General features: G+C 70.6%; 20 protein-coding genes. 10 read left to right on the forward strand and 10 right to left on the reverse strand.

Annotated elements, in window-relative coordinates:
• Positions 1–329: 329 nt before the first annotated feature.
• Both gltB and AB0I54_RS18810 read left to right on the forward strand, forming a co-directional pair.
• Complete coding sequence (gltB, locus tag AB0I54_RS18805; protein ID WP_363297429.1) at positions 330–4,922, forward strand: glutamate synthase large subunit; 4,593 nt, start codon at positions 330–332, stop codon at positions 4,920–4,922.
• Positions 4,915–6,378 carry a glutamate synthase subunit beta gene (locus AB0I54_RS18810; RefSeq protein WP_363297106.1) on the forward strand — a complete coding sequence of 488 codons (1,464 nt, stop codon included), beginning with the start codon at positions 4,915–4,917 and terminating at the stop codon, positions 6,376–6,378. The genes gltB and AB0I54_RS18810 overlap by 8 nt, the downstream gene beginning before the upstream one ends.
• Before the next feature lie 95 nt (positions 6,379–6,473).
• On the opposite strand, the gene AB0I54_RS18815 is transcribed toward AB0I54_RS18810, so the two are convergent.
• The 3 genes from AB0I54_RS18815 to AB0I54_RS18825 form a co-directional block, all read right to left on the reverse strand.
• Positions 6,474–7,193 carry a calcium-binding protein gene (locus AB0I54_RS18815; protein ID WP_363297107.1) on the reverse strand — a complete coding sequence of 240 codons (720 nt, stop codon included), beginning with the start codon at positions 7,191–7,193 and terminating at the stop codon, positions 6,474–6,476.
• Complete coding sequence (gene wecB, locus AB0I54_RS18820; RefSeq protein ID WP_363297108.1) at positions 7,190–8,353, reverse strand: UDP-N-acetylglucosamine 2-epimerase (non-hydrolyzing); 1,164 nt, start codon at positions 8,351–8,353, stop codon at positions 7,190–7,192. The genes AB0I54_RS18815 and wecB overlap by 4 nt, the downstream gene beginning before the upstream one ends.
• Before the next feature lie 108 nt (positions 8,354–8,461).
• A complete protein-coding gene (locus AB0I54_RS18825; RefSeq protein WP_363297109.1) occupies positions 8,462–9,661 on the reverse strand; it encodes a glycosyltransferase in 1,200 nt (399 codons plus the stop codon).
• A gap of 513 nt (positions 9,662–10,174) precedes the next feature.
• Here AB0I54_RS18825 and AB0I54_RS18830 point away from each other — a divergent pair.
• Both AB0I54_RS18830 and AB0I54_RS18835 read left to right on the forward strand, forming a co-directional pair.
• Positions 10,175–11,947, forward strand: a complete 1,773-nt coding sequence (locus AB0I54_RS18830) for a polysaccharide deacetylase family protein (RefSeq protein WP_363297110.1) — start codon at positions 10,175–10,177, stop codon at positions 11,945–11,947.
• 35 nt (positions 11,948–11,982) lie between these two features.
• Positions 11,983–13,008, forward strand: a complete 1,026-nt coding sequence (locus tag AB0I54_RS18835; RefSeq protein ID WP_363297111.1) for a hypothetical protein — start codon at positions 11,983–11,985, stop codon at positions 13,006–13,008.
• An 11-nt stretch (positions 13,009–13,019) separates the two neighbouring features.
• Here AB0I54_RS18835 and AB0I54_RS18840 read toward each other — a convergent pair whose 3' ends face one another.
• Entirely contained in the window at positions 13,020–13,904 is an 885-nt protein-coding gene (locus tag AB0I54_RS18840; RefSeq protein WP_363297112.1) for a rhomboid family intramembrane serine protease, read from the reverse strand.
• Between the two features lie 96 nt (positions 13,905–14,000).
• On the opposite strand from AB0I54_RS18840, the gene AB0I54_RS18845 reads away from it, so the two are divergent.
• Together AB0I54_RS18845 and AB0I54_RS18850 are read left to right on the forward strand one after the other, a co-directional pair.
• Positions 14,001–14,723, forward strand: coding sequence for a VWA domain-containing protein (locus tag AB0I54_RS18845; protein ID WP_363297113.1), 723 nt, complete (start codon positions 14,001–14,003; stop codon positions 14,721–14,723).
• Positions 14,724–14,841: 118 nt separating this feature from the next.
• Positions 14,842–16,491, forward strand: coding sequence for a cytochrome bc complex cytochrome b subunit (locus tag AB0I54_RS18850; protein ID WP_363297115.1), 1,650 nt, complete (start codon positions 14,842–14,844; stop codon positions 16,489–16,491).
• Here AB0I54_RS18850 and AB0I54_RS18855 read toward each other — a convergent pair.
• On the reverse strand, positions 16,466–17,422 hold the full coding sequence (locus AB0I54_RS18855) for an acyl-CoA dehydrogenase family protein (RefSeq protein WP_363297116.1): 957 nt from the start codon (positions 17,420–17,422) through the stop codon (positions 16,466–16,468). The genes AB0I54_RS18850 and AB0I54_RS18855 overlap by 26 nt on opposite strands.
• Complete coding sequence (locus AB0I54_RS18860; protein WP_363297117.1) at positions 17,422–18,561, reverse strand: acyl-CoA dehydrogenase family protein; 1,140 nt, start codon at positions 18,559–18,561, stop codon at positions 17,422–17,424. Before AB0I54_RS18860 ends, AB0I54_RS18855 begins: the two co-directional genes overlap by 1 nt.
• Before the next feature lie 58 nt (positions 18,562–18,619).
• On the opposite strand from AB0I54_RS18860, the gene AB0I54_RS18865 reads away from it, so the two are divergent.
• The 3 genes from AB0I54_RS18865 to AB0I54_RS18875 are packed head-to-tail and all read left to right on the forward strand — an operon-like array spanning position 18,620 to position 21,234.
• Positions 18,620–19,405, forward strand: a complete 786-nt coding sequence (locus AB0I54_RS18865) for an SDR family oxidoreductase (RefSeq protein ID WP_363297118.1) — start codon at positions 18,620–18,622, stop codon at positions 19,403–19,405.
• Between the two features lie 15 nt (positions 19,406–19,420).
• Positions 19,421–20,059 (forward strand): TetR/AcrR family transcriptional regulator, encoded by a 639-nt coding sequence (locus tag AB0I54_RS18870; RefSeq protein ID WP_363297119.1) that lies wholly within the window; start codon positions 19,421–19,423, stop codon positions 20,057–20,059.
• A 17-nt stretch (positions 20,060–20,076) separates the two neighbouring features.
• The gene (locus tag AB0I54_RS18875; protein ID WP_363297121.1) at positions 20,077–21,234 is read left to right on the forward strand and encodes an acetyl-CoA C-acetyltransferase; all 1,158 of its coding nucleotides are present in this window, start codon (positions 20,077–20,079) and stop codon (positions 21,232–21,234) included.
• Here AB0I54_RS18875 and AB0I54_RS18880 read toward each other — a convergent pair.
• The 4 genes from AB0I54_RS18880 to AB0I54_RS18895 are packed head-to-tail and all read right to left on the reverse strand — an operon-like array spanning position 21,218 to position 24,599.
• The gene (locus AB0I54_RS18880) at positions 21,218–22,267 is read right to left on the reverse strand and encodes a nitronate monooxygenase (RefSeq protein ID WP_363297122.1); all 1,050 of its coding nucleotides are present in this window, start codon (positions 22,265–22,267) and stop codon (positions 21,218–21,220) included. The genes AB0I54_RS18875 and AB0I54_RS18880 overlap by 17 nt on opposite strands.
• Positions 22,267–23,007, reverse strand: coding sequence for a CoA-transferase (locus AB0I54_RS18885; RefSeq protein ID WP_363297123.1), 741 nt, complete (start codon positions 23,005–23,007; stop codon positions 22,267–22,269). The genes AB0I54_RS18880 and AB0I54_RS18885 overlap by 1 nt, the downstream gene beginning before the upstream one ends.
• Complete coding sequence (locus AB0I54_RS18890) at positions 23,004–23,855, reverse strand: CoA-transferase (protein WP_363297126.1); 852 nt, start codon at positions 23,853–23,855, stop codon at positions 23,004–23,006. The genes AB0I54_RS18885 and AB0I54_RS18890 overlap by 4 nt, the downstream gene beginning before the upstream one ends.
• On the reverse strand, positions 23,856–24,599 hold the full coding sequence (locus tag AB0I54_RS18895) for an enoyl-CoA hydratase family protein (protein WP_363297127.1): 744 nt from the start codon (positions 24,597–24,599) through the stop codon (positions 23,856–23,858). It lies immediately after the preceding gene.
• 101 nt (positions 24,600–24,700) lie between these two features.
• Between AB0I54_RS18895 and AB0I54_RS18900 the strand changes: the two genes are divergently transcribed.
• Entirely contained in the window at positions 24,701–25,504 is an 804-nt protein-coding gene (locus AB0I54_RS18900) for an SDR family oxidoreductase (protein ID WP_363297128.1), read from the forward strand.
• The last annotated feature ends 1 nt before the right edge of the window (position 25,505 follow it).

Raw genomic sequence — 25,505 nt, forward strand, 5'->3', positions numbered from 1 at the left:
TCGAATGCTTAACCAATGGGCATGAGCCGTAAGCGCTGCGGGCAATGACGCCTGCCGCGCACCCGCGGGAGGGGCGATGGCGCCTCCCCCGCCGCCCTTCGGGCCGTACGACGCCGATCTGATCGATCCTGTCCGTTCGGTCCCCACACACTTCCGCCGCCCGTGCGCGGCACCCTCGCCGCACCCCCTGGCGTCCGCATGTTGGAACGGAGTATCCGGTTCCCGAGCACCACTCCATCATGTAACCTGCACGAAATTTCGCACTTCGCAGAGGGCCAACGTCGTCCCTCGGCACCAGCACATGCCACATGACGACGACGGGAGAGCCGATGCGTACGCCGCGCCAGCCGTCCCAGCATTCCGCGAATGGCCAGAACTGGTCGTTCATGGATGCTCGCCCTGCTGCGCAGGGTATGTACGACCCCCGCAACGAGCGCGACGCCTGTGGCGTCGGCTTCGTGGCCACCCTCACAGGCGAGGCGAGCCACGCGCTGGTCGAGCAGGCACTCACGGTTCTGCGCAACCTGGAGCACCGCGGCGCCACCGGCTCCGAGCCCGACTCCGGCGACGGCGCGGGCATTCTCTCGCAGGTGCCGGACGCCTTCTTCCGCGAGGTGGCCGGATTCGAACTCCCCGCGGCGGGCTCCTACGCCGTCGGCATCGCCTTCCTTCCGGAGGAGGGCACCCAGGACATCGTCTCGCGTATTGAGACGATCGCCGGCGAGGAGGGCCTGACGGTCCTCGGCTGGCGTGAGGTCCCGGTCGCGCCCGAACTGCTCGGCGCCACCGCCCGTTCGACCATGCCGGCCTTCCGGCAGATCTTCGTCACCGACGGCGCCAGCGAGGGCATCGCGCTGGACCGCAAGGCCTTCGTGCTGCGCAAGCGCGCCGAGCGCGAGGCCGGTGTCTACTTCCCGTCGCTGTCCGCGCGGACGATCGTCTACAAGGGCATGCTGACCACCGGTCAGCTGGAGCCCTTCTTCCCGGACCTGTCCGACCGCCGCTTCGCGTCGGCCGTCGCGCTCGTCCACTCGCGCTTCTCCACGAACACCTTCCCGTCGTGGCCGCTGGCGCACCCGTACCGCTTCGTCGCGCACAACGGTGAGATCAACACCGTCAAGGGCAACCGCAACTGGATGCGCGCCCGCGAGTCCCAGCTGATGTCCGACCTCTTCGGGGAGCGCGACATCGAGCGCGTCTTCCCGGTCTGCACGCCGGACGCCTCCGACTCGGCCTCGTTCGACGAGGTGCTCGAACTCCTGCACCTGGGCGGCCGTTCGCTGCCCCACTCCGTGCTGATGATGATCCCGGAGGCGTGGGAGAACCACGACTCCATGGACTCGGCCCGGCGCGCCTTCTACCAGTACCACTCCACGATGATGGAGCCCTGGGACGGCCCGGCCTGCGTCACCTTCACCGACGGCACCCAGGTCGGCGCCGTGCTCGACCGCAACGGCCTGCGCCCCGGCCGCTACTGGGTCACCGACGAGGGCCTCGTCGTCCTCGGCTCCGAGGTCGGCGTCCTCGACATCGACCCCGCCAAGGTTGTCCGCAAGGGCCGGCTGCAGCCCGGCCGGATGTTCCTCGTCGACACCGCCGAGCACCGCATCATCGAGGACGACGAGATCAAGGCGACCCTCGCCGCCGAGCACCCCTACGCCGAGTGGCTGGAGGCCGGTGAGATCGAGCTGGGCGACCTGCCCGAGCGCGAGCACATCGTCCACACCCACGCCTCGGTCACCCGCCGCCAGCAGACCTTCGGTTACACCGAGGAGGAGCTGCGCGTCATCCTGGCGCCGATGGCCAAGGCCGCCGCCGAGCCGATCGGCTCGATGGGCACGGACTCCCCGATCGCGGCCCTCTCCGAGCGCCCGCGGCTGCTCTTCGACTACTTCACCCAGCTGTTCGCGCAGGTCACCAACCCGCCGCTGGACGCCATCCGCGAGGAGCTGGTCACCTCGCTGCGCTCCTCGCTGGGCCCCGAGGGCAACATCCTGGAGCCGACTGCGGCTTCCTGCCGCAGCGTCACGCTGCCCTTCCCGGTCATCGACAACGACGAGCTGGCCAAGCTCATCCACATCAACGCCGACGGCGACATGCCCGGCTTCAAGGCTGCGACCCTCTCCGGCCTGTTCCGGGTCGGCGGCGGCGGTGACGCCCTCGCCGCGCGTATCGAGGAGATCTGTGCCGAGGCCGACGCCGCCATCGAGAACGGCGCCCGTCTGATCGTCCTGTCGGACCGTCACTCGGACGCCGAGCACGCGCCGATCCCCTCGCTGCTGCTCACCGCGGCCGTCCACCACCACCTCATCCGCACCAAGCAGCGCACCCACGTGGGCCTGCTGGTCGAGGCCGGTGACGTCCGCGAGGTCCACCACGTCGCCCTGCTCATCGGCTTCGGCGCCGCGGCCGTCAACCCGTACCTGGCGATGGAGTCGGTCGAGGACCTGGTCCGCGCGGGGACGTTCCTGTCGGACATCGAGTCCGAGCAGGCCATCCGCAACCTGATCTACGCCCTCGGCAAGGGCGTCCTGAAGGTCATGTCCAAGATGGGCATCTCGACCGTCGCCTCCTACCGCGGCGCCCAGGTCTTCGAGGCCGTCGGCCTCGACGAGGCCTTCGTCGAGAAGTACTTCAACGGCACGGCCACCAAGATCGGCGGCGTCGGCATCGACGTCATCGCCAAGGAGGTCGCCGCCCGCCACGCCAAGGCGTACCCGGCCTCGGGCATCGCCCCGGCCCACCGCGCGCTGGAGATCGGCGGCGAGTACCAGTGGCGCCGCGAGGGCGAGCCGCACCTGTTCGACCCGGAGACGGTCTTCCGCCTCCAGCACTCGACGCGCACCGCCCGCTACGACATCTTCAAGAAGTACACGGACCGGGTGAACGAGCAGTCCGAGCGCCTGATGACGCTGCGCGGCCTGTTCGGCTTCACGTCCGACCGGCAGCCGATCTCCATCGACGAGGTCGAGCCGGTCAGCGAGATCGTCAAGCGCTTCTCCACGGGCGCCATGTCGTACGGCTCCATCTCCAAGGAGGCGCACGAGACCCTCGCCATCGCCATGAACCAGCTGGGCGGCAAGTCCAACACCGGTGAGGGCGGCGAGGACCCGGAGCGGCTGTACGACCCGGCGCGCCGGTCCAGCATCAAGCAGGTCGCCTCCGGCCGCTTCGGTGTCACCTCCGAGTACCTGGTCAACGCGGACGACATCCAGATCAAGATGGCCCAGGGCGCCAAGCCCGGCGAGGGCGGCCAGCTGCCCGGCCACAAGGTCTACCCGTGGGTGGCCAAGACCCGTCACTCGACCCCGGGTGTCGGTCTGATCTCCCCGCCGCCGCACCACGACATCTACTCGATCGAGGACCTGGCCCAGCTGATCCACGACCTGAAGAACGCGAACCCGCAGGCGCGGATTCACGTGAAGCTGGTCTCCGAGGTCGGCGTCGGCACGGTCGCGGCCGGTGTGTCCAAGGCGCACGCGGACGTGGTCCTGATCTCCGGTCACGACGGTGGCACGGGCGCCTCGCCGCTGACCTCGCTGAAGCACGCCGGCGGTCCCTGGGAGCTCGGCCTCGCCGAGACCCAGCAGACCCTGCTGCTCAACGGCCTGCGCGACCGCATCGTCGTACAGACCGACGGCCAGCTGAAGACCGGCCGTGACGTCGTCATCGCCGCCCTGCTCGGCGCCGAGGAGTTCGGTTTCGCGACCGCTCCGCTCGTCGTCTCCGGCTGCATCATGATGCGTGTCTGCCACCTGGACACCTGCCCGGTCGGCGTCGCCACCCAGAACCCGGTGCTGCGCGAGCGCTTCAATGGCAAGGCCGAGTACGTGGTGAACTTCTTCCAGTTCATCGCCGAGGAGGTCCGCGAGATCCTCGCCGAGCTGGGCTTCCGCTCCATCGAGGAGGCCGTCGGCCACGCCGAGGCGCTCGACGTCACCCGTGCCGTCGACCACTGGAAGGCGCAGGGCCTGGACCTGGCGCCGCTGTTCCACGTGCCCGAGCTGCCCGAGGGCGCGGTGCGCCACCGGATCGTCGAGCAGGACCACGGCCTGGCGAAGGCCCTGGACAACGAGCTGATCAAGCTCGCCGCCGACGCCCTGGCCGCGTCCAGCGCCACCGACGCCCAGCCGGTGCGCGCCCAGGTCCAGATCCGCAACATCAACCGCACGGTCGGCACCATGCTCGGCCACGAGGTGACGAAGAAGTTCGGTGGCGCGGGTCTGCCCGACGACACCATCGACATCACCTTCACGGGTTCGGCGGGCCAGTCCTTCGGCGCCTTCCTGCCGCGCGGCATCACGCTGCGCCTGGAGGGCGACGCCAACGACTACGTCGGCAAGGGCCTCTCCGGCGGCCGTGTGGTCGTCCGCCCGGACCGGGCCGCCGACCACCTCGCCGAGTACTCGACGATCGCGGGCAACACCATCGCGTACGGCGCGACCGGCGGTGAGCTGTATCTGCGCGGTCGTACGGGCGAGCGGTTCTGCGTCCGCAACTCCGGTGCGCTGGTGGTCTCCGAGGGCGTGGGCGACCACGGCTGCGAGTACATGACCGGCGGCCATGCGGTGGTCCTCGGCGAGACGGGCCGCAACTTCGCGGCCGGTATGTCCGGTGGCGTCGCGTACGTGATCGACCTCGACCGCGACAACGTCAACGCCGGCAACCTCGGCGCGGTCGAGGCGCTGGACGACGCGGACAAGCAGTGGCTGCACGACGTGGTGCGCCGCCACCACGAGGAGACCGGTTCCACGGTCGCCGAGAAGCTGCTCGCCGAGTGGGACTCCGCCGTGGAGCGCTTCAGCAAGATCATCCCCAGCACCTACAAGGCAGTGCTCGCCGCCAAGGACGCCGCCGAGCGAGCCGGTCTCTCCGAGACCGAGACCCACGAGAAGATGATGGAGGCGGCGATCAATGGCTGACCCGAAGGGCTTCCTGAACCACGGCCGTGAGGTCGCCAAGACCCGTCCCGTCAGCGAGCGCGTCAAGGACTGGAACGAGGTCTACGTTCCGGGCTCCCTGCTGCCGATCATCAGCAAGCAGGCCAGCCGGTGCATGGACTGCGGCATCCCGTTCTGCCACAACGGCTGTCCGCTGGGGAACCTGATCCCCGAGTGGAACGACTACGCCTTCCGCGAGGACTGGGCGGCCGCCTCCGAGCGGCTGCACGCGACGAACAACTTCCCGGAGTTCACGGGCCGGCTGTGTCCCGCTCCCTGCGAGTCGGCGTGTGTGCTGGGCATCAACCAGCTGCCGGTCACCATCAAGAACGTCGAGGTCTCGATCATCGACAAGGCGTGGGAGACCGGTGACGTCGCCCCGCAGGCGCCCGAGCGGCTGTCCGGCAAGACCGTCGCGGTCATCGGCTCGGGCCCGGCGGGCCTGGCCGCCGCCCAGCAGCTCACCCGGGCCGGCCACACGGTCGCCGTCTACGAGCGCGCGGACCGCGTCGGAGGCCTCCTCCGCTACGGCATCCCCGAGTTCAAGATGGAGAAGCGGCACATCAACCGCCGTATCGAGCAGATGCGCGCGGAGGGCACCCGCTTCCGCACCGGCATCGAGATCGGCCGCGACCTCAAGGCGACCGACCTGAAGAAGCGGTACGACGCGGTCGTCATCGCCGCCGGCGCCACGACCGCCCGTGACCTCCCGGTCCCCGGCCGCGAGCTCAAGGGCGTCTACCAGGCCATGGAGTACCTGCCGCTGGCCAACAAGGTCCAGGAGGGCGACTACGTCACCACTCCGGTCTCGGCGGCGGGCAAGCACGTGGTGGTCATCGGCGGTGGCGACACCGGCGCCGACTGCGTGGGCACCGCCCACCGCCAGGGCGCGGCCTCCGTCACGCAGCTGGAGATCATGCCCCGCCCGGGCGACGAGCGGAACCCGGTCGCCCAGCCCTGGCCGACCTTCCCGATGCTCTACAAGGTGACCAGCGCCCACGAGGAGGGCGGCGAGCGGGTCTACTCCGTCTCGACCACCCACTTCGAGGGCGACGAGGACGGCAACGTCCAGTGGCTGCACCTGGTCGAGGTCGAGTTCGTCGAGGGCAGGCTGACCCAGAAGCCGGGCACGGAGCGCAAGATCCCGGCCCAGCTGGTCACCCTCGCCATGGGCTTCACCGGCACCGACCGGGACAACGGCCTGGTCGAGCAGTTCGGCCTGAACCTGGACGAGCGCGGCAACGTCGCCCGTGACGCCGACTTCCAGACCAATGTGCCGGGTGTGTTCGTCGCCGGTGACGCCGGCCGCGGCCAGTCGCTCATCGTCTGGGCTATCGCGGAGGGCCGCTCGGCCGCCCGCGGCGTCGACCGCTTCCTGACCGGTGCCAGCGACCTGCCGGCGCCGATCCGCCCGACGGACCGCTCGCTGATGGTCTGACGGCACATCAAGGAACGTCCCGTACAACGGCGTACGGAACACTGACGGCGCCTGCCCCAAGTCCCCGACCGGACCGGGCAGGCGCCGCCGCCTTTTCAGCGCGAACTCGCCTTCAGCCCCTCGAACTTCACCGTCGCGTCCTCGGTGTACGCCCCCACCTTGCCCTCGTTGTAAGGGCGTTCGTGGTCGCTGAAGGTCACCAGGGGCTTCCCGTCCGCCTCGACGACGAGGCCGGCGCCGTTCTGCTCCACGCGCACGGTGTACCAGTCGCCCACCGGGTACGTCGTACGCCCGGTCGCCAGGAAGCGCTGGCCCCCCGGATAGGCGGGATCCCGCTTGCCCAGCTCCCAGCCGTTGGGCTTGAGGGTGATGTAGTAGAAGTGCTCCGGATCGGTGTACGCCCAGACCAGCCACGGCACTTCCCAGGGGTTCGGGTCGGGAGCGCGCAGCTGCCTCACCGTCCGCATCCGCGCCTCGTACCGTACGTCCGTGTAGGAGGCGGTACTCACCACCAGGCCCGCGTGGGTCGTACCCGGGTCCTTTGCGACCTCGGGGGAGAGCGACAGCGAGTCGTCGTCGCCCACGTTGGTGCCATGGCCGTTGAACACCGAGAGCCAGCGGCCGTGGACGGTGCCGTCGAGCCAGGGCCTGGGCGGTGGCGCCTCCTCCCCCCGGCACCGGCTCACCATGACCGACAGCAGTGCGGCCAGCGCGAGCGTCAGTGCCAGGGTGGTGAGGAGACGGCCCCTGCGCTCCGGCGGGACCCGCGGGATCGGCGGCATCCGGCGGACGGTACGCAGGGGCGAGGGGGTCATGCCGTCGAGTATGGCCCGGACGCGGTGAGGCCGACGGGCACATCGGCGGCGAAGTCCTCCGCCAGTTGGGCCAGGACGCGGGAGGCGGCCAGTCCGTCGCCGAACGGGTTGCCGGCGCTCGCCATCCGCCGGTACTCCGCCGGATCGTCCAGCAGTTTCCCGGCCCAGGCCACGATGGCGTCCGGGTCCGTGCCGATCAGCTTCGCCGCGCCGGCCTCGACCGCCTCCGGGCGTTCGGTGGTCGTACGCAGCACCAGCGCGGGCTTGCTCAGGCTCGGGGCCTCCTCCTGGATACCGCCGGAGTCGGTGAGCACCAGGTCGCACTCGGCCAGCGTCGCCGCGAAGTCCAGATAGTCGAGCGGTTCGACGAGCGAGATACCGGTGTGCCCGTCGAGTTCGGGCAGCAGCGCGTCCCTTACGGCGGGGCTCTTGTGCAGCGGCAGTACGATCTCCACGTCCCCGCGCCGCGCGAGCCGGGTGAGCGCACGGCCCATCCCGCGCATCCGCTCGCCCTGGTTCTCCCGGCGGTGCAGGGTCACCAGGACCCGTCGGGCGTCCGTGCGGAACGCGGAGGTGCCGGTGCCCTCGGCCAGCACCCACAGCAGATTGTCGATCACCGTGTTGCCGGTGGTGAACACCTGCTCCGCGGGGACGCCCTCGTCGGTCAGCTGCCGTGCCGCGCGCGGCGTCGGGGCGAAGTGCCAGCGGGCGATGCGTCCGATGAGGCTGCGGTTGAGCTCCTCCGGGAAGGGGTTGTCGATGACACCAGTACGCAGTCCCGCCTCGACATGGGCGACCGGGATCTTCTCGTAGAACGCGGCCAGGGCGCCGACCAGCGCGGTCGTGGTGTCCCCCTGCACCACGACCAGGTCCGGTCGCTGCTCCCGCATGACCTCGCCGAGCTCGCCGACCAGCCGGGCGGTCAGCTCGGACAGCTGCTGCCGGCTGCGCATCACGTCGAGCTCGATCCGTACGTCGACACAGAGCAGGCCGAGCATCTGCTGGAGCATCTCGCGGTGCTGGCCGGTGGTGACGACGACCGGCTCGAACAGCTCACTGTCGGCCATGGCCCGCGCCACCGGCGCCAGTTTGATCGCTTCCGGCCGGGTGCCGAGCACGAGCATGGCGCGTACGGGCAGGGTTGACGGAGGTGTGGACATGGAAGGCCCCCCTTAGGGCATGCGGGAAGAACGTGCCGAGGCACGGAAGATGAGAGAAGGAGGTGTGCCGGTCCTCAGGTGCCGGCGGTCCTCAGGTGCGGGCGGTCCTCAGGTGCGGGCGGTCTTCAGCCAGGTCTGCTTGCCGGTGAGCATCCGCCAGAACCCCCACCAGCCGGCGAAGAACCAGATGTAGCCGTAGAAGACGAAGACATGGGCGAGCAGCACACAGCGCACCAGCCCCAGCTCGCGCTCTCGCTTGAAGTACACGTAGCCGTACGTGTAGGCGGCCGTGAACGAGAGGACGTACGGCCCGAGCAGCCACATGGGCGACACGAGGGCGTGGCCCACCTGGACGGAGGCCACCACGGTGGCGCCGAGGGCGACCAGGAAGGAGACGGGCAGCAGCGAGGTCAGCAGGATCAGGACCGGGCTCGACAGGTGGTAGAGCATGTCCAGCGCCGGCCGGGTCGGCACGTCCCTGAGGATGAGCGGGACGAGACCGGCGGACTGCAGATGGCCCTGGAACCAGCGGGATCGCTGCCGGACCAGGCGCCGCAGACTGAGCACGGCCTGCTGGGAGACCGCGGCGGTGGTGCAGTGCATATTGGTCCAGCCCTTGGCGATCAGCCGCACCCCGAGGTCGAGGTCCTCGGTGAGGCTGTCGCTCCACGGGCCGTCCCCGTCCAGCGTGTCGAGCGCCGACAGCCGCATGAACTGCCCGTTCCCGCCCATGCCCACGCTGCCGATGAAGCGCCGTGCGCTCTGGAACACATCGCCGTAGACGACGAACTCCATGTCCTGCATGCGGGCGAGCAGCCCCAGGTGCCGGTTGTACATACGGACGCAGACCTGAACCGCGCCCGTACCCGGATCGTCGAAGTACGGGTCGACGGACTGCACGACGTGCGGGTCGAGCCGCCCGTCCGCGTCGACCACGCACAGCACGACGTCCGCCGGGTCGTGCCCGGCGAGCAGGCCGGACTCCCTGAGGTGCCGCACCCCGTCGTTGAGTGCGGCACCCTTGCCCCGGCGTGCGTTCGGCAAAGTGCGCCGGTGCAGCCGTACCAGGTCCGGGTCCGCGGCCAGCGCGATATCACTGGTGCGGTCGTCGGAGCCGTCGTCTATGACCAGGGCCATGAAATTCCCGGCGGGCAGCGAAGTGATGCGCGCCAGGCTTTCCGAAAGGACTTTCTCCTCGTTCAGACATGCCAGCAGAAATACGTAGAGCCGCTCTCTCCGGTCCGTTCGAGAACGGCGAATTCTGCGTCGCGAGAGAAGAAAAAGACCGGTGTTGTAACAGCCGGCCATCACGATCAGAGTGATGCTTGACCACAGGAGCAACTCAATGATCACGGCTGCCCCCGGTATGGGCCCGCATCCCGTGTCCCCGGCGTCGCAGACGCAGCCGGGCCAGCAGTATCAGGCACGCCGTCAGGCAATAGAACAGGAATCCGGCCCCCGCTATCGCCTGTAGTCCTTTGGCCAAAGGAAGGCCGGGTATCGCTTCCGGTGCGGCCATCGCTCCTGCCAGGGGCAACAGGGCCCCCAGGGCGGGTCGTCCGTACATTGTCCCCCCATATTCGGTGCGCGTCCCCAACGCGCGGAGGTGAACTTAGCAGACGATTCGAGGAGTGCGGAGTCCATTTGACAGGCCTCGCGATCGCCATAAGAATCGGTGCCTTCCTGTCGCCAAATGCTTTGTCAATCATTTGGCAAAGTGGGGGGAAGATCGTGAGACCAGTGATCCCGCCCTGGAAGCGGGCACGCAGCCGAATTTCCGTCGTTCTACTACTCGTCGCCGCTCTGCTGAGCGGCACATTCATGGCCACGAACGCACAGGCGGCCGGGGGGCACCGGCACAGGGGTGAGGCCGTCGGTGCCAGGTCCGGACTGAGCCGGGTCGATCTCCTGGGCTGGGCGAAGACCCAGCTCACGGCGGACCTGGCACGGCGTGCCCGGCCGCACCCGAAGACCACCCCGACCGCGCTCGCGTCCGCGGCCGGCCTCCCGGTCCGCACCGCGAGCGCCGTCACCCGGCAGGCGGCCCTGCTCGCCCCGGCGGACGCGGCCGCCGACGCCAACCCCACCACCCTCGTCCTCTACGACACGGCGGGCCCCTACGGGCAGCTGGGCGAGCTGTACGCGATGGCCACGGCCAACCTCGCCGGGCACTTCGGCACGGTGACGGCCAAGCCGGTCCAGCAGTACACCGCCGGGATGATCGACTCGTACTCGGCCGTGATCTACATCGGCTCGACGTACTACGGCGGCAGCATCCCGGACGCCGTCCCGGCCGCGTTCTACGCCGACGCGGCGTCGAGCACCAAGCCGGTGATCTGGATGGGTGCCAACATCTGGAACATGGCGGGAGCGGTGGGCGTAGCCCAGTTCACGCAGAAGTACGGCTGGGACCCGACGACGTCGTACTACGAGGACGGCGGTTCGATCGGCAACGTCACCCAGGTGACGTACCGCGGCCAGACGCTGACCCGCACCATCCCGGCCGGGCAGGACGGCGGAGTGCTGCGCCCCAACGTCCTGACGGGCACGGGGTATCCGGCCGTCACCCGGCTCGCGGAGGGCCTGGACAGCTCCAACGGGCACACCTTCGGCTGGGCGGTCCGGTCGTCCAACCTCACCTACATCGGTGAGATCCCGTTCGCCTACGTCTCCGAGAGCGACCGCGTCATCGCCTTCGAGGACCTGCTCTTCGACGCCCTCGCCCCGGCCACCGCCGAGCGGCACCGGGCGATGGTGCGCCTGGAGGACATCAGCCCCGACTCGGACCCCACCGAACTGAGGGCGATGGCCGACTACCTGCACGCGCAGAACATCCCGTACGGCATCAACGTGATCCCCGTCTACACGGACCCCAAGGGCACCTACAACAACGGGGTCCCGCAGACCGTCACGCTCGCCCAGCGGCCGCAGGTGGTCAACGCGCTGAAGTACATGCTGGCCAGGGGCGCGGTCCTGATGGACCACGGCTACACGCACCAGTACAGCAACATCGCCAACCCCTACGACGGTGTGACCGGTGACGACTTCGAGTTCTACCGGGCGCACATCGACGCCGCCGACAACGTCGTCTACGACGGCCCGGTCGCCGAGGACTCCGCCCTGTGGGCGCAGACCCGCGTCACCAGCGCGCTCCTCCAGTTCGCCCTGGCCGGCCTGCCCAAGCCGGCGCTGTGGACCACCCCGCACTACGCGGGCTCGGCGGCCGACTACAAGGTCTTCAGCTCCAACTTCTCGGCGCGGCTGGAGCGTTCGCTCTACTTCGCCGGGACGCTGAGCGGGGCCCCGTCCGACCCGAACCGGTTCATCGGCCAGTTCTTCCCGTACGTGGTGAAGGACGTGTACGGCACCAAGGTGCTGCCGGAGAACATCGGCAACTACGAACCGGAGGCGTACAACAACCACCCGGCCCGGCTGCCCGCCGACCTCATCGCGTCGGCGAAGGCCAACCTGGCCGTACGGGACGGCGTGGCGAGCTTCTTCTACCACCCGTACTACCCGGTGCAGCCGTTGAAGGACACGATCGACGGCATGAAGGCACTCGGCTACACCTTCGTCAGCCCGGCGGCGCTGTGACGGCGCCCGCCCCCAGGAGGAGGACCGTCGCCGTCATGGCGGCGGTCCTCCTCGCCGTCGGCGGTTGCGTGTCCACCGGCGGCGGCAAGGGGTCCGCCCACGGCAGCACACACGCCTCCCGTCCCGAACCGGGGACCTCGACCATGCGCGGCATCACACTGCCCTCGTGGTACCGCACCGACTACGACAGCCCGGCCGCGCCCCGCTATCTGCGCGGCATCAGGGCCACCGGGGCACGCTGGGTCACCTTCACCCCGACCTGGTACCAGAAGCGCGTCACCGACTCCGCCCCGCACACCACCGAGGAGACGGCGAGCGACGCGAGCCTGCGCCGGATCGTCGAGCGCGCCCACGCGGCCGGCCTCAAGGTGATGATCAAGCCGCACGTGGACCTGCCCGGCGACGCGGACCGCGCCGGGATCCGCCCCCGCGACCGGGCCGCCTGGTTCGCCGCCTACCGCCGCTTCATCACCCACTACGCGGACATCGCCGCCGACACCGGAGCCGAACAGCTCGCGGTCGGCACCGAACTCGCCGGGGTCTCCGGCGACACCGCCGCCTGGACGCAGGTGATCAGGTCGGTCCGCGACCACTACGACGGCCCGCTGACCTACGCCGCCAACTACGACGAGTACCAGCACATCCACTTCTGGCAGGCCCTCGACCTCATCGGCATCGACGCCTACTGGCCCCTCGCTGAGAAACCCACCACCGAACCCGCCCTGCTGGACCGCGCCTGGGCGCCGATCCGGGAGAAGCTCGCCGCGTACTCCGCACGGCAGCACCGCCGGATCCTGTTCACCGAGGCCGGCTACGTCAGCCAGCGCGGCGCCACCACCGCCCCGTACTCCTGGACCGTCAGCACACACCCGGCGGACGCCGAACAGGCCGCCGCCTACCGGGCGCTCCTCGACTCCTTCGAGGGCCGCGCCTGGTGGGCCGGCGTCTGCTGGTGGATGTGGGACGACTGGCCGAACAGCGGAGAGACGCCGGCACACCTGGCGTACACCCCGCACGGCAAACCCGCGGAGGAGGTGCTGCGCCAGAAGTGGGCCGGCTGACTCCCTGAAACCTAGGCGGCGGCCCCGGTCAGCTCCGTGACCTTCATGATCGTCAGGACCACCAGCAGGGCCAGGAGGGCCACGCACACGCCCGCCTGGACGAGGGCCCGGCGGCGGTCCCGGGGCGCGTAGGCGTATCCCAGCGTCACCACACCGCCCGCCAGGAGACCGCCGAGGTGCCCCTGCCAGGAGGTCACCCACGCGGAGACCACCAGCCACAGCAGCAGACCCGTCATCAGGCGGTTGACCGCGTTCATGTCGGCGCCCAGGCGGCGGGCCATGACGTAGTAGGCGGCACCCAGCCCGAAGATCGCGCCGGACGCGCCGAGCGTGGGCGTCTCCGGCGCGATCAGCAGCACGAGGACCGAACCGCCGAGCGCCGACAGCAGATACAGCGCCGTGAACCGCGCGCGGCCCAGCAGGGTCTCCACCACCCGGCCCAGGTTCCACAGCGACACCATGTTCATCACGATGTGCAGGATGCCGAACGTGCCCTGGGTGGGCGGCATATGGAGAAACGCCCCGGTCAGCAGCCGGTACCACTCCCCGTGGGCGACGCCCTCGGGAAGGTAGCCGGCGGGCACGGTCCCCAGCATGTCGAACCGGGCGACCACCGACGGGCGCACCAGCTCGGCAAGGTAGGCGAGGACGTTGAGCCCGATGAGCACATAGGTCACGAGCGGCACCGCGGAGATCCGGCCGCCGAACGCGGTACGCGCCTGCCGCACCGACCGCGCGCCCTCCTTCACGCACTCCACGCACTGGTGGCCCACGGCGGCCTCGCGCATGCAGTCGGGGCAGATGTAGCGGTCGCAGCGGGTACAGCGGACGTACGACTCCACCTTGGGATGGCGGTAGCAGGTGGTGACGGTGGACTCGGGGGACTCGGCATCCACGGCCGGCTCCTCGTAAGGGTCTGGGGACAGGGTGAGCCGGTGGGGTCGGCGGCGAACAAAATAGCGAACCCCGGTGCGTGTGGGAGGGTGGGGGCCATGGTTGCGATCAGTCTCAGCAAGGTTCAGGAGACCGCGCCCGCGCTGGTCAGCCTGTACAAGACGGCCGGGGTGTCCCTCACCAAGCACGGGCTGGACGGACAGCGGGCCGCCGTGTACCTCGTGGTCGACTACTCGGGCTCCATGAAGCCGTACTACCAGGACGGCAGCGTCCAGGCGCTCGCCGACCGGGTCCTCGGGCTGTCCGCGCACCTCGACGACGACGGCCGGGTGCCGGTGGTGTTCTTCTCCACCGACATCGACGCGGTCACCGACATCGCCCTCGACGACCACGAGGGCCGCATCGCACGGATCGCGGCCGGGCTCGGGCACATGGGCAGGACCAGCTACCACCTGGCGATGGACGCGGTCATCGACCATTACCTCGACAGCGGGTCCACCGCCCCCGCCCTGGTGATCTTCCAGACCGACGGCGGCCCGACCAGCAAGGTCGCCGCCGAACGGTTCCTGTGCAAGGCCGCGCCCCTGCCGCTGTTCTGGCAGTTCGTCGGCTTCGGCGACCCGGACAGCAAGCAGTTCGACTTCCTGCGGAAGCTGGACGAGCTGGCCGTGCCGCAGAAGCGGGTGGTGGACAACGCGGGCTTCTTCCACGCGGGTTCCGACCCACGGAAGGTGTCCGACGCCGAGCTGTACGACCGTCTCGTGGGCGAGTTCCCCCAGTGGCTGGTGGCGGCGCGGGCACGGGGGATCGTACGGGCATAGCCGCGGGGCATCGTACGGGCATTGATCGTGTCGGTCGGCCATAGATCGTGTCGGCCCCGTTGGCTCAGCCGCAGCGCCGTGTCACCCTGAGGGAGATCCGGCGGGGAGGCGACGACGTATGGACGGCGCACGATCGGGGAACGGCGAAGGGGCTTCTGCCCGCAGGGGCGAGCCCGCCAAGGGCGAGCGGCTCGCCGACTGGGCCGACGGACGGCTCGGGCTCTACGCCCTGGCCAAGGCCAATATGCGCAAGGTGTTCCCGGACCACTGGTCCTTCATGCTCGGCGAGGTCTGTCTCTACAGCTTCCTCATCCTGATCCTCACCGGCGTCTACCTCACGCTCTTCTTCGAGCCGAGCGGCGCCGAGATCGTCTACCACGGCTCCTACGGCCCGCTCAACGGCGTCGTCATGACCAAGGCGTACGAGTCGACGCTGCACATCAGCTTCGATGTGCGCGGCGGACTGCTGATCCGGCAGATCCACCACTGGGCGGCGCTGGTCTTCGTCACCGGCATGCTCGTGCACATGATGCGGGTGTTCTTCACCGGCGCCTTCCGCAAGCCGCGCGAGCTCAACTGGGTGTTCGGCTGGACCCTGCTGATGCTCGGCATCATCACCGGCCTGACCGGCTACTCGCTCCCCGACGACCTGCTCTCCGGCACCGGCATCCGCTTCGCCGACGGCGCGATCCTGTCCGTCCCGGTCGTGGGGACGTACCTGTCCATGTTCCTGTTCGGCGGGGAGTTCCCCGGCCACGACATCATCTCGCGGCTGTTCCCGATCCATGTCCTGCTGCTGCCCGGGATCATGCTGGGCCTGGTCGTGGCCCATCTGATCCTGGTCTTCTTCCACAAGCACACCCAGTACCCCGGGCCCGGACGGGACCAGAAGAGCGTGGTCGGCATGCCCTTCCTGCCCGTCTACATGGCCAAGGCGGGCGGCTTCTTCTTCCTCACCTTCGGCGTGCTCGCCCTGATGGGCGGGATCGCCAGCATCAACCCGGTGTGGGCCTTCGGGCCGTACCGGCCGGACCTCGTCACCACGGGCGCCCAACCCGACTGGTACCTCGGCTTCTCCGAGGGCCTGATCCGGGTGATGCCGGGCTGGGAGATCGACGCCTGGGGCCACACACTGGAACTGGGCGTCTTCATCCCCTTCTCGCTGTTCCCGCTGATCCTGCTGGCGCTCGGGCTCTATCCCTTCGTCGAGGCGTGGGTCACCGGTGACCGGCGTGAGCACCACATCCTGGACCGGCCGCGCAACGTGCCCGTGCGCACCGGGCTGGGCGTGGCCTGGCTGAGCCTGTACGTGGTGCTGCTGATCGGTGGCGGAAACGACATCGTGGCCACGCATCTGCATCTGTCGATCAACTCGATCACCTGGTTCGTGCGGATCTCCGTCTTCGTCGTGCCGGTCGTCGCCTTCACGCTGACCAAGCGCATCTGTCTCGGGCTGCAACGCCGGGACCGGGACAAGGTGCTGCACGGCAGGGAGACGGGCATCATCAAGCTGCTGCCGCACGGCGAGTACGTCGAGGTCCATGAACCCCTGTCGCAGGACCGGCTGTTCGTCCTGACCCAGCACGAGCAGAACCCGCCGTACGAGATCGGGGCCCGGGAGGACACCAACGGTGTGCGGCGGCCGGTCACCGTGTCCCAGCGCGTGCGCGCACGGCTCGCCCGGGCGCTGTTCGGGCCCGAGACGCACATCCCGAAGCCGACCCGGGAGGAGTACCGGGAGCTCACCAGCGGCGACCACCACCACTGAGGATCCGCTCACGGCACTCGTCCGGGCCGCCCCAGGCCGTGCGCAGCGCGCGGGCCCTGGTCAGCCACAGGGACAGGTCGTACTCGGCCGTGTACCCGATCGCGCCGTGCAGTTGCAACGCGGTGCGGGCGGTGGCGTAGGCGGCCTCGCACGCCTTCAGCTTGGCGGCGGCCACGTCGGCCGGGTCCATCGTCAGCGCGGCGCCGAAGAGCAGGGGGCGCGCGAATTCGAGGGCGGTCCTCGCGTCGGCCAGCCGGTGCTTCACGGCCTGGAACGAGCCGATGGGGACTCCGAACTGGGTGCGCCGGCGGACGTACACGACGGTCCGGTCGAGCAGCGCGAGGCCGACGCCGAGGGCCTGGGCGGCGGTGGCGAGGCGGGCCCAGGTGAGGGCGTGGTCCACGGGCGGGTCGGGGGTGAGGAGTTCGCCGCCGGGCAAGAGCGGGGTGAGACGGCGCGCCGGGTCGAGGGAGGGGCGCACCGGGCCGGCGCCCGGGGACAGACGCAGACCGTCGGGGGTGAGGGCGAGACGGGTGGTCGCCGCGTCCCCGTCCAGCGCGTACCCGCCGGCCGCGACCGTCGCCAGGGTCTCGCCCGCCACGAGCGGCGGGAGGAACCGCTTGGCCGGGCCGGGCTCGGTGAGCAGCGCGGCCGCCGCGACGGTCTCGACCAGCGGTCCGGGCACGACGTGCCGCCCCAGCTCCACGAAGGCGAGGGCGAGTTCCACCGGCCGGGGCCCCATCCCTTCGTACGCCTCCGGCACCACGAGCCCGAACACCCCCGCCTCCGCGATACGGCGCCACAGGGCGCGGCCGCCGGCATGGTCGCCGCGGCTCCAGTCCCGGACGACCGACGGTGTGTCCGCGGCGGCCAGCATCGCGTGCAGGGAGCCGGCGAAGGCACGCTGCTCGGCGTCGGGCAGGAACCGCATCAGCGACGTCCCTTCGGCAGGCCGAGGAGGCGCTCGGCGATGATGTCGCGCTGGATCTCGTTGGTGCCCGCGTAGATGGGTCCGGCGAGGGAGAAGACATAGCCCTCCGCCCAGTCCGTGTCCGCCAACTCGCCCTCCTCGCCCAGGAGATCGAGTGCCGTCTCGTGCAGCGCGAGGTCGTACTCGGACCAGAACACCTTGTTCAGGCTGGACTCCGGGCCGAGCGGCTCGCCGTCCAGGAGACGGGAGGCGGCCTCGTAGGTGAACAGCTGGTAGGCGCGGGCGCCGATCAGGGCGTCGGCCACCCGGGCGCGCGCCTGCTCCGGACCGCCCCGGTCCCGCCACAGGTCGAAGAGCCTGTCGGCGGCGGCCAGGAAACGGCCGGGGGAGCGCAGCGTGAGGCCGCGCTCGTTGCCGGTCGTCGACATCGCGATCCGCCAGCCCTGGCCGGGCTCGCCGATCACGTCCTCCTCCGGCACGAACACCTCGTCCAGGAACAGCTCGGCGAACGCGGGCTTCCCGTCGAGGCGGCCGATCGGGCGGACCGTGACGCCCGGGGCCCGCAGGTCGAACATGAGGTAGGTGAGGCCCTGGTGGGGCTTCGGGGCGTCCGGATCGCTGCGGAACAGGCCGAAGGCGCGGTCGGCGAAGGCGGCCCGCGACGACCAGGTCTTCTGCCCGCTCAGCAGCCAGCCGCCGTCCGTGCGCACGGCCCGGGAGGTGAGGGAGGCCAGGTCGGAGCCCGCCTCGGGCTCGGACCAGGCCTGCGCCCAGACCACCTCGCCGGTTGCCATCCGGGGCAGCACGCGCGCGCGTTGCTCCGCGGTGCCGTGGTCGAAGAGGGTCGGGGCGAGCAGGCTGATGCCGTTCTGGCTCACCCGGCCCGGCGCGCCCGCCGCCCAGTACTCCTCCTCGAAGACCAGCCACCGGACCAGACCCGCGCCCCGGCCGCCGTACTCCTCGGGCCAGGACACCACCGACCAGCGGTCCGCGGCCAGTTCGGCCTCCCAGGCGCGGTGCGCCGTGAAGCCCTCCTCGGTCTCCAGGGAGGGCAGAGGCGTGCCGGGCACGTGCGCGTCGAGCCAGGCGCGGGCCTCGGCGCGGAACTCCTCGTCTGCCGGAGCGTGGGTGAGGTCCACGGTGGTCCTCCTTCCCTGAAGCTTCCCTAACAAGTGTTTGGTAGGTTAGCGTGGGCCCATGACAGGCGTCGAGAGCCCGGCGTACGTGCCCGGGCACGGACTGCTGAAGGGGCGCACCGCCGTCATCACCGCGGCGGCCGGGGCGGGGATCGGCGGGGCGACCGCCCGCCGCTTCCTGGAGGAGGGCGCGCGCGTGCTGATCAGCGACGCGCACGCGCGGCGGCTCAAGGAGCACGAGGCGGAACTGGGCCGTGAGCACCCGGGAGCCGTGAGCGCGGTCCCCTGCGACGTCACCGACGAGTCCCAGGTGCGGGCCCTGTTCGACACCGCCGTACGGGATCACGGGCGGCTGGACATCGTCGTCAACAACGCCGGACTGGGCGGTACTTCGTCCCTGGTCGACATGACCGACGAGCAGTGGTCCCGCGTCCTTGACGTGACGCTGAACGGCACCTTCCGCTGCACCCGGGCGGCCCTGCGGTCGATGAAGGAGACCGGCGGGGGCGTGATCGTCAACAACGCCTCCGTCGTCGGCTGGCGCGCCCAGGCCGGGCAGGCGCACTACGCGGCCGCGAAGGCCGGCGTGATGGCGCTGACCCGGTGCGCCGCCGTCGAGGCCGCCGAGTACGGCGTGCGGGTCAACGCGGTCGCGCCGAGCCTCGCCATGCACCCGCACCTGGCGAAGGTGACCACCCCCGAACTGCTGGCGGAGCTGACCGCCCGCGAGGCCTTCGGACGGTACGCGGAACCGTGGGAGGTCGCCAACGTGATCGTCTTCCTGGCCTCCGGCTATTCCTCTTACCTGACTGGTGAAGTCGTCAGCGTCAGCAGCCAGCACGCCTAGGACCACAATGGACCCGTGCCGACCAAGAAGAAGCCCCAGGTGACTGCCCCCAAGAAGCCTGCGGCGGCAGCCGCCGCTCACGCGCGCCGCAGCGAACTCCTGGAGACCGCCGCCGAGGTCTTCGCCGAGCAGGGCTACAACGCCACCACCGTGCGCAGGATCGCGGACCACGCGGGCATGCTCGCGGGCAGCCTCTACTACCACTTCGACTCCAAGGAGTCGATGCTCGAAGAGATCCTGCGTACCTTCCTCGACGAGCTCTGGGACGGCTACGACACCGTCCTCGCCGCCGGACTCGGGCCCCGCGAGACGCTGGAGGCCCTGGTCACCGAGTCGTTCCGGGAGATCGACCGGCACCGCGCCGCCGTCGCGATCTACCAGAAGGAGAGCAAGCAGCTGGTCGCGCAGGACCGGTTCACCTTCCTCGCCGAGTCCCAGCGCAAGTTCGAGAAGGCCTGGCTGTCCACGCTGGAGCTCGGGGTCGCCGAGCGCGTCTTCCGCGCCGACCTCGACGTCCGGCTCACCTACCGCTTCGTGCGCGACACGGTCTGGGTCGCCGCGTCCTGGTACCGGCCCGGCGGACAGCACAGCCCGGAGGAGATCGCCCGGCAGTACCTGTCGATGGTGCTGGACGGGATCGCCGTCCGCACGTAACCCACTGGGGAGTTGTCATGCCCGAGGCCTACATAGTCGAAGCGGTCCGCACGCCCGTCGGGCGGCGCGGCGGCGGACTGAGCGCAGTCCACCCGGCCGACCTGGGCGCCCATGTGCTCAAGGAACTCGTCGCGCGTGCCGCCGTGGACCCGGGCGCCGTGGAGGACGTCGTGTTCGGCTGTCTGGACACGGTCGGACCGCAGGCCGGGGACATCGCCCGGACCTGCTGGCTGGCGGCCGGGCTGCCCGAGGAGGTGCCCGGTGTGACCGTGGACCGGCAGTGCGGCTCCTCGCAGCAGGCCGTGCACTTCGCCGCGCAGGCCGTGCTGTCCGGCACCCAGGACCTGGTGGTCGCCGGCGGTGTCCAGAACATGTCGCAGATCCCCATCGCCTTCGCCTCCCGGCAGGCCGCCGAACCGCTCGGCCTGACCGAGGGCCCCTTCCTGGGCAGCGAGGGCTGGCGGGCCCGCTACGGCAGGCAGCCCGTCAACCAGTTCACCGGCGCCGAGACGATCGCCGCCAAGTGGGGGATCAGCAGGCAGGACCAGGAGGAGTTCGCCCTGCGCTCGCACCGGCGGGCGGTGCGGGCGATCGACGAGGGCCGCTTCGACCGCGAACTCGTCCCCCACGGGGACGTCACCGCCGACGAGGGTCCGCGCCGGGACACCTCCCTGGAGAAGATGGCCGCGCTGAAGCCCGTGATCGACGGCGGCACCATCACCGCCGCCTGCTCCTCGCAGGTCTCCGACGGCGCGGCGGCCATGCTGCTGGCCTCGGAGCGGGCGGTGCGCGAGCACGGGCTGCGCCCGCGGGCCCGGGTACACCACCTCTCCGTGCGCGGCGAGGACCCCATCCGTATGCTCTCCGCCCCCATCCCGGCCACCGCGCACGCCCTGAAGAAGACCGGACTCACCATCGACGCCATCGACCTCGTCGAGATCAACGAGGCCTTCGCGCCCGTCGTGCTGGCCTGGCTGAAGGAGACCGGCGCCGACCCGGAGAAGGTCAACGTCAACGGCGGCGCGATCGCCCTCGGCCACCCCCTGGGCGCCACCGGCGTCCGCCTGATGACGACCCTGCTGCACGAACTGGAGCGCACCGGCGGCCGCCTGGGGCTGCAAACCATGTGCGAGGGCGGCGGCCAGGCCAACGTGACGATCATCGAACGGCTGTGAGCCTCTCCCGTACCTCCTGAGCCTCCTTCATGATCCGGTCCATCAGCTCCGCACACGACGGCAGGTCGTCGATCACCCCGGCGACCTGCCCGGACGCCATCACCCCGAGGTCCGTACGGCCGTCCACCATCGCGGACTTCAGCAGCATCGGCGTGTTCGCGGCGAGCAGCACCTGGCTCCAGGACAGCTCCTTGCCGTGCTTCAGGGCGAGCCCGTCGCGGACCATCCGCCGCCAGGTGAGACCCGACAGCCTCCGGAACCCGGCCGCCCGGCGCACGGCGTGCACCAGCGCGCGGGCGCGGCCGGAACGCTCCAGGGAGTCCACCAGATCCGTGCGCAGCATGCGGTGCGGCAGACCGTCGACCGCCGTGGTGACGGTGACGTCCCGGACCGTCGCCGCCAGATACCTGGCCTTCACCGCGTCCGGCACCTTCGAGTCCGAGGTGAGCAGGAACCGCGTCCCCATCGCGACCCCCGCCGCCCCGTACGCGAGCGCCGCGACCAGGCCCCGGCCGTCGAAGAAGCCACCGGCCGCCACCACGGGTATCCGCACCGCGTCCACCACCTGCGGCAGCAGTACGGTCGTCGCCACCTCGCCGGTGTGCCCGCCCCCCTCTCCGCCCTGCACGATCACCGCGTCCGCGCCCCAGGCCGCGACCTTCTCCGCGTGCCGCCGCGCCCCGACGGACGGGATCACGACCACCCCCGCCTCCTTGAGCTCGGCGATCAGCTCACGGGAGGGGGCGAGCGCGAAGGACGCCACCCGCACCCCCTCGTCGATGATCAGGCGCACCCGGTCGCCGGCATCGCCCGCGTCCGCCCGGAGGTTCACCCCGAACGGCGCGTCCGTCCGCGACCCGACCTCGCGTATCGCCCCGCGCAGCTGATCCAGGGTCATCGTCGCCGATGCCAGGATGCCCAGCGCGCCCGCGTTCGCCGCCGCCGAGACCAGCCGCGGGCCCGCCACCCAGCCCATCCCGGTCTGCACGACCGGGTGCCGGACCCCGACCAGCCGGGTGAGCGCGGTCTCCATCAGCCCCTCGCCCTCTCCGGCACCTCGCGCGCACGGGCGCCGCCGGGGTCGAGCACGTCCCGGATCAGCCGCAGCTCCCGCTCGGTCGGCTCGCGGGTGTACGGCAACTCGTCCGGGACGGTGAGCGCGAAGTCCGTCGCCTCCCGCACCTGTTCGACGCTCACCCCCGGATGCAGCGAGGCCAGCCGCATGCTGCGGTCGGGCGTGGCGAAGTCGAAGACGCCGAGGTCGGAGACCACGCGCGCGATGCGGTGATGCCGGGCCGTGTCCGGGTGCTCGGCGGCACGGTCGTACCCCACCCCGCACACCATGTCGACCTTCTCCACGAAGACCCGCCGTGAGTGTCTCGGGATCCAGTAACTCGTCGGGTTGTTCAGCGTGTTGAGCGGGGCGCCGCGCACGCCGAGCAGTTGCCGCGCGGGCCGCGCCCAGTCGCCGATGCACGAGATGTTCTGGTTGCCGAACCGGTCGATCTGGCTCGCGCCCATCATCACGTGCCGCCGCCCGCCGGCCACCAGGGCCAGATGCTGCCGGTACGGCAGCCAGCCCTCGGGTGTCCCGTCCGGGCGGACGAGCGTCGCCTCGCCGTCGGTCAGCAGCAGGTCCGGCGCGAAGGTCAACCGGGCCAGTCGCGCCCCCAGCGAGGGGATCACGCCCATGGGACTCGCCAGGATCTCACCGGAGCCGCGCCAGGCCTCGGCGCAGGCGATCACGCAGTACTCGGCGCGGGTCGCACTCATCGCTCCTGCTCCGTCCGCCAGTTTCGCACCGCCGACTCGTAGGCCTGCTCGTCCCCGCCGAGGAACCGCTCGGCGAACTCGGGCCACGAAGTGGACGCGTACTCCTTCTGGAAGCTCTCGTCCCTGCCGTAGTCGGGCGCGCACGAGGTGAAGTGGGCGCCGTTCGGTGCCTCCACCACGCCCGTCACCGTGTGCCGCTTGAGCAGCAGCGACTGTGGGGCCGCCTCCTTCGTCAACTCGGCCGTGTCCACGATCCGTTCGCACGAGACATAGGCCGCCGTCGCCGCCTCGCAGAACAGGTCGTCGAAGTACGGATCCGGGCCCAGGTACTGCCCGTTGCCCAGCCGGTCGGCGCGGTTGACGTGCACCAGGGCCGCGTCCAGCCGCAGGGCGGGCATCGCGACGAACGTCTCCCCGTCCTCGTACGGCGAAGTGACCGTCCGCAGGCCGGGGTTGACCCGCATCACGTCGGAGCCGATCCCCGCGCGCACCGGAAGGAAGGGCAGCCGGTTCGCCGCCGCCCGCAGCCCCCACATGAACATCCCCTCGTCGACCTCCGTCAGCTCGAAGGCCCCGCGCTCGCGCGCCGCGCGGTAGTGCGGTTCGAGCGGGATCGAGTCGAGGGTGACGAAGGCCGTCACCAGCTTGCGCACGCGTCCGGCCGCCGCCAGCATGCCGACGTCCGGGCCGCCGTACGACACGACGGTGAGATCGCCGATCCCGGTTCGGAGCAGTGCTCTGACCAGGGACATCGGCTTGCGTCGCGACCCCCAGCCGCCGATGCCGAGGGTCATGCCGCTCTCCAGGCGGGAGACCACCTCGTCGGCGGTCATCGTCTTGTCGCCCACCTATGCGCCCTCCTTCCCGAACGTGTCCCGGACCCGGTCGGCCAGCCCGCTGAGGTTGGCCTCGAAGGTGAAGCCCTGTTCGAAGCGGTAGCTGCGGCGCACGTCGACCGGGTCGATCCCGTTGATGGCCGCCTTGGCCATGCGCAGCAGCCGCCCGTCCTTGGCGGCGATCTCCCGCGCCAGCTCCAGCGCGGCCGCCCGTAAGCCCTCGCGCGGCACCACCCGCCACACCGAGCCGTGCGCATGCAACTCGGCCGCGCTCGCCGTGCGCGAGGTGTAGTACAGCGCGCGCATCAGATGCTGCGGGACCAGCCGGGCCAGATGTGTGGCGGCACCGAGCGCGCCTCGGTCCAGCTCGGGCAGCCCGAACGTGGCGTCGTCGCTCGCCACGATCGCGTCCGCGTTCCCCACCAGGCCTATTCCGCCGCCCAGACAGAACCCCTGCACCGCCGCGACCACGGGCGTCTCGCACTCGTAGACCGCCGCGAAGGCCGCCGCGCAGCCCTGGTTGGCGCCGATCAGCGCCGCCTGGCCGTCCGTCTGTATCTCCTTGATGTCCACGCCCGCGTTGAAGCCCCGCCCCTCGGCGGCCAGCACGACGCACCGGACCTCCGGGTCACGGCCCGCCGCGCGCACGGCCTCGGCCAGGGCGAACCATCCGGCCACCGGCAGTGCGTTCACCGGTGGGAAGTCGACCGTGACGAGCGAAATCCCCTTTTCCGGGGACGAGGTGGAGACACTCATGGACGCATCAGCTACCTTCGCACTCAGCTGCCTTTCCACCAAACATTTGTTAGGTGTGACGCTTCGAAGCTAGCAGTCGGCGAAGACGAGCGGGAGGCCCTGTGGACAAGACGAGCGGGAGGCCTGTGGACAACTCGCCGCGCGGCAGGACCGTCGTCGTCACGGGCGGCACCCGGGGCGTCGGCGCGGGGATTGCGAGGGCCTTCGCCGAGACCGGCGACCGGGTCCTCGTCTGCGCCCGCAGAGCACCCGAAGTGCCCCTAGACGGCGTCGAGTTCAGGCCCCTCGACCTGCGCGACCCGCCCGCCGTGCACGCCTTCTTCGACGCGCTGCCCCGGCTCGACGTCCTCGTCAACAACGCCGGCGGCACCCCGTACCGGCGGCTGGCTGACGCGGACGCCGAGCGGCACGCACGGGTGATCGAGCTGAACCTCGTCACCCCGCTGACGGCCTCCCTCGCGGCGTACGACCACCTCCGGCGGACCCGGGGCTCGGTCGTGATGGTCGGCAGCGTCAGCGGCAGCCGCCCCTCACCCGGCTCGGCGGCCTACGGTGCTGCCAAGGCGGGACTGGAGAACCTGGCGCGTTCCATGGCGGTGGAATGGGCGCCGGAGGTCCGCGTCAACACCCTCGTCGTCGGCATGGTCCGCACCGAACTGTCCCACCTCCACTATGGCGGTGAGGACGGCGTCGCCGCGGTCTCCGGCACCGTTCCGCTCGGACGGCTGGCCGCTCCGTCCGACATCGGCGCGGCCGCCGTCTTCCTCGCCTCCGACGCGGCCGCGTACATCAGCGGGGCGAGTCTGCTCGTGCACGGAGGAGGGGAGCGGCCGGCCTTCCTGGACGCCGCGACCGCCGACAAGCCCGCCGACAAGGACAACAAGCCCGCCGACAAGGAGGAGTGAG

Origin of the sequence: Streptomyces sp. NPDC050625, assembly GCF_040654755.1 — a bacterium.
Lineage (GTDB): Bacteria > Actinomycetota > Actinomycetes > Streptomycetales > Streptomycetaceae > Streptomyces.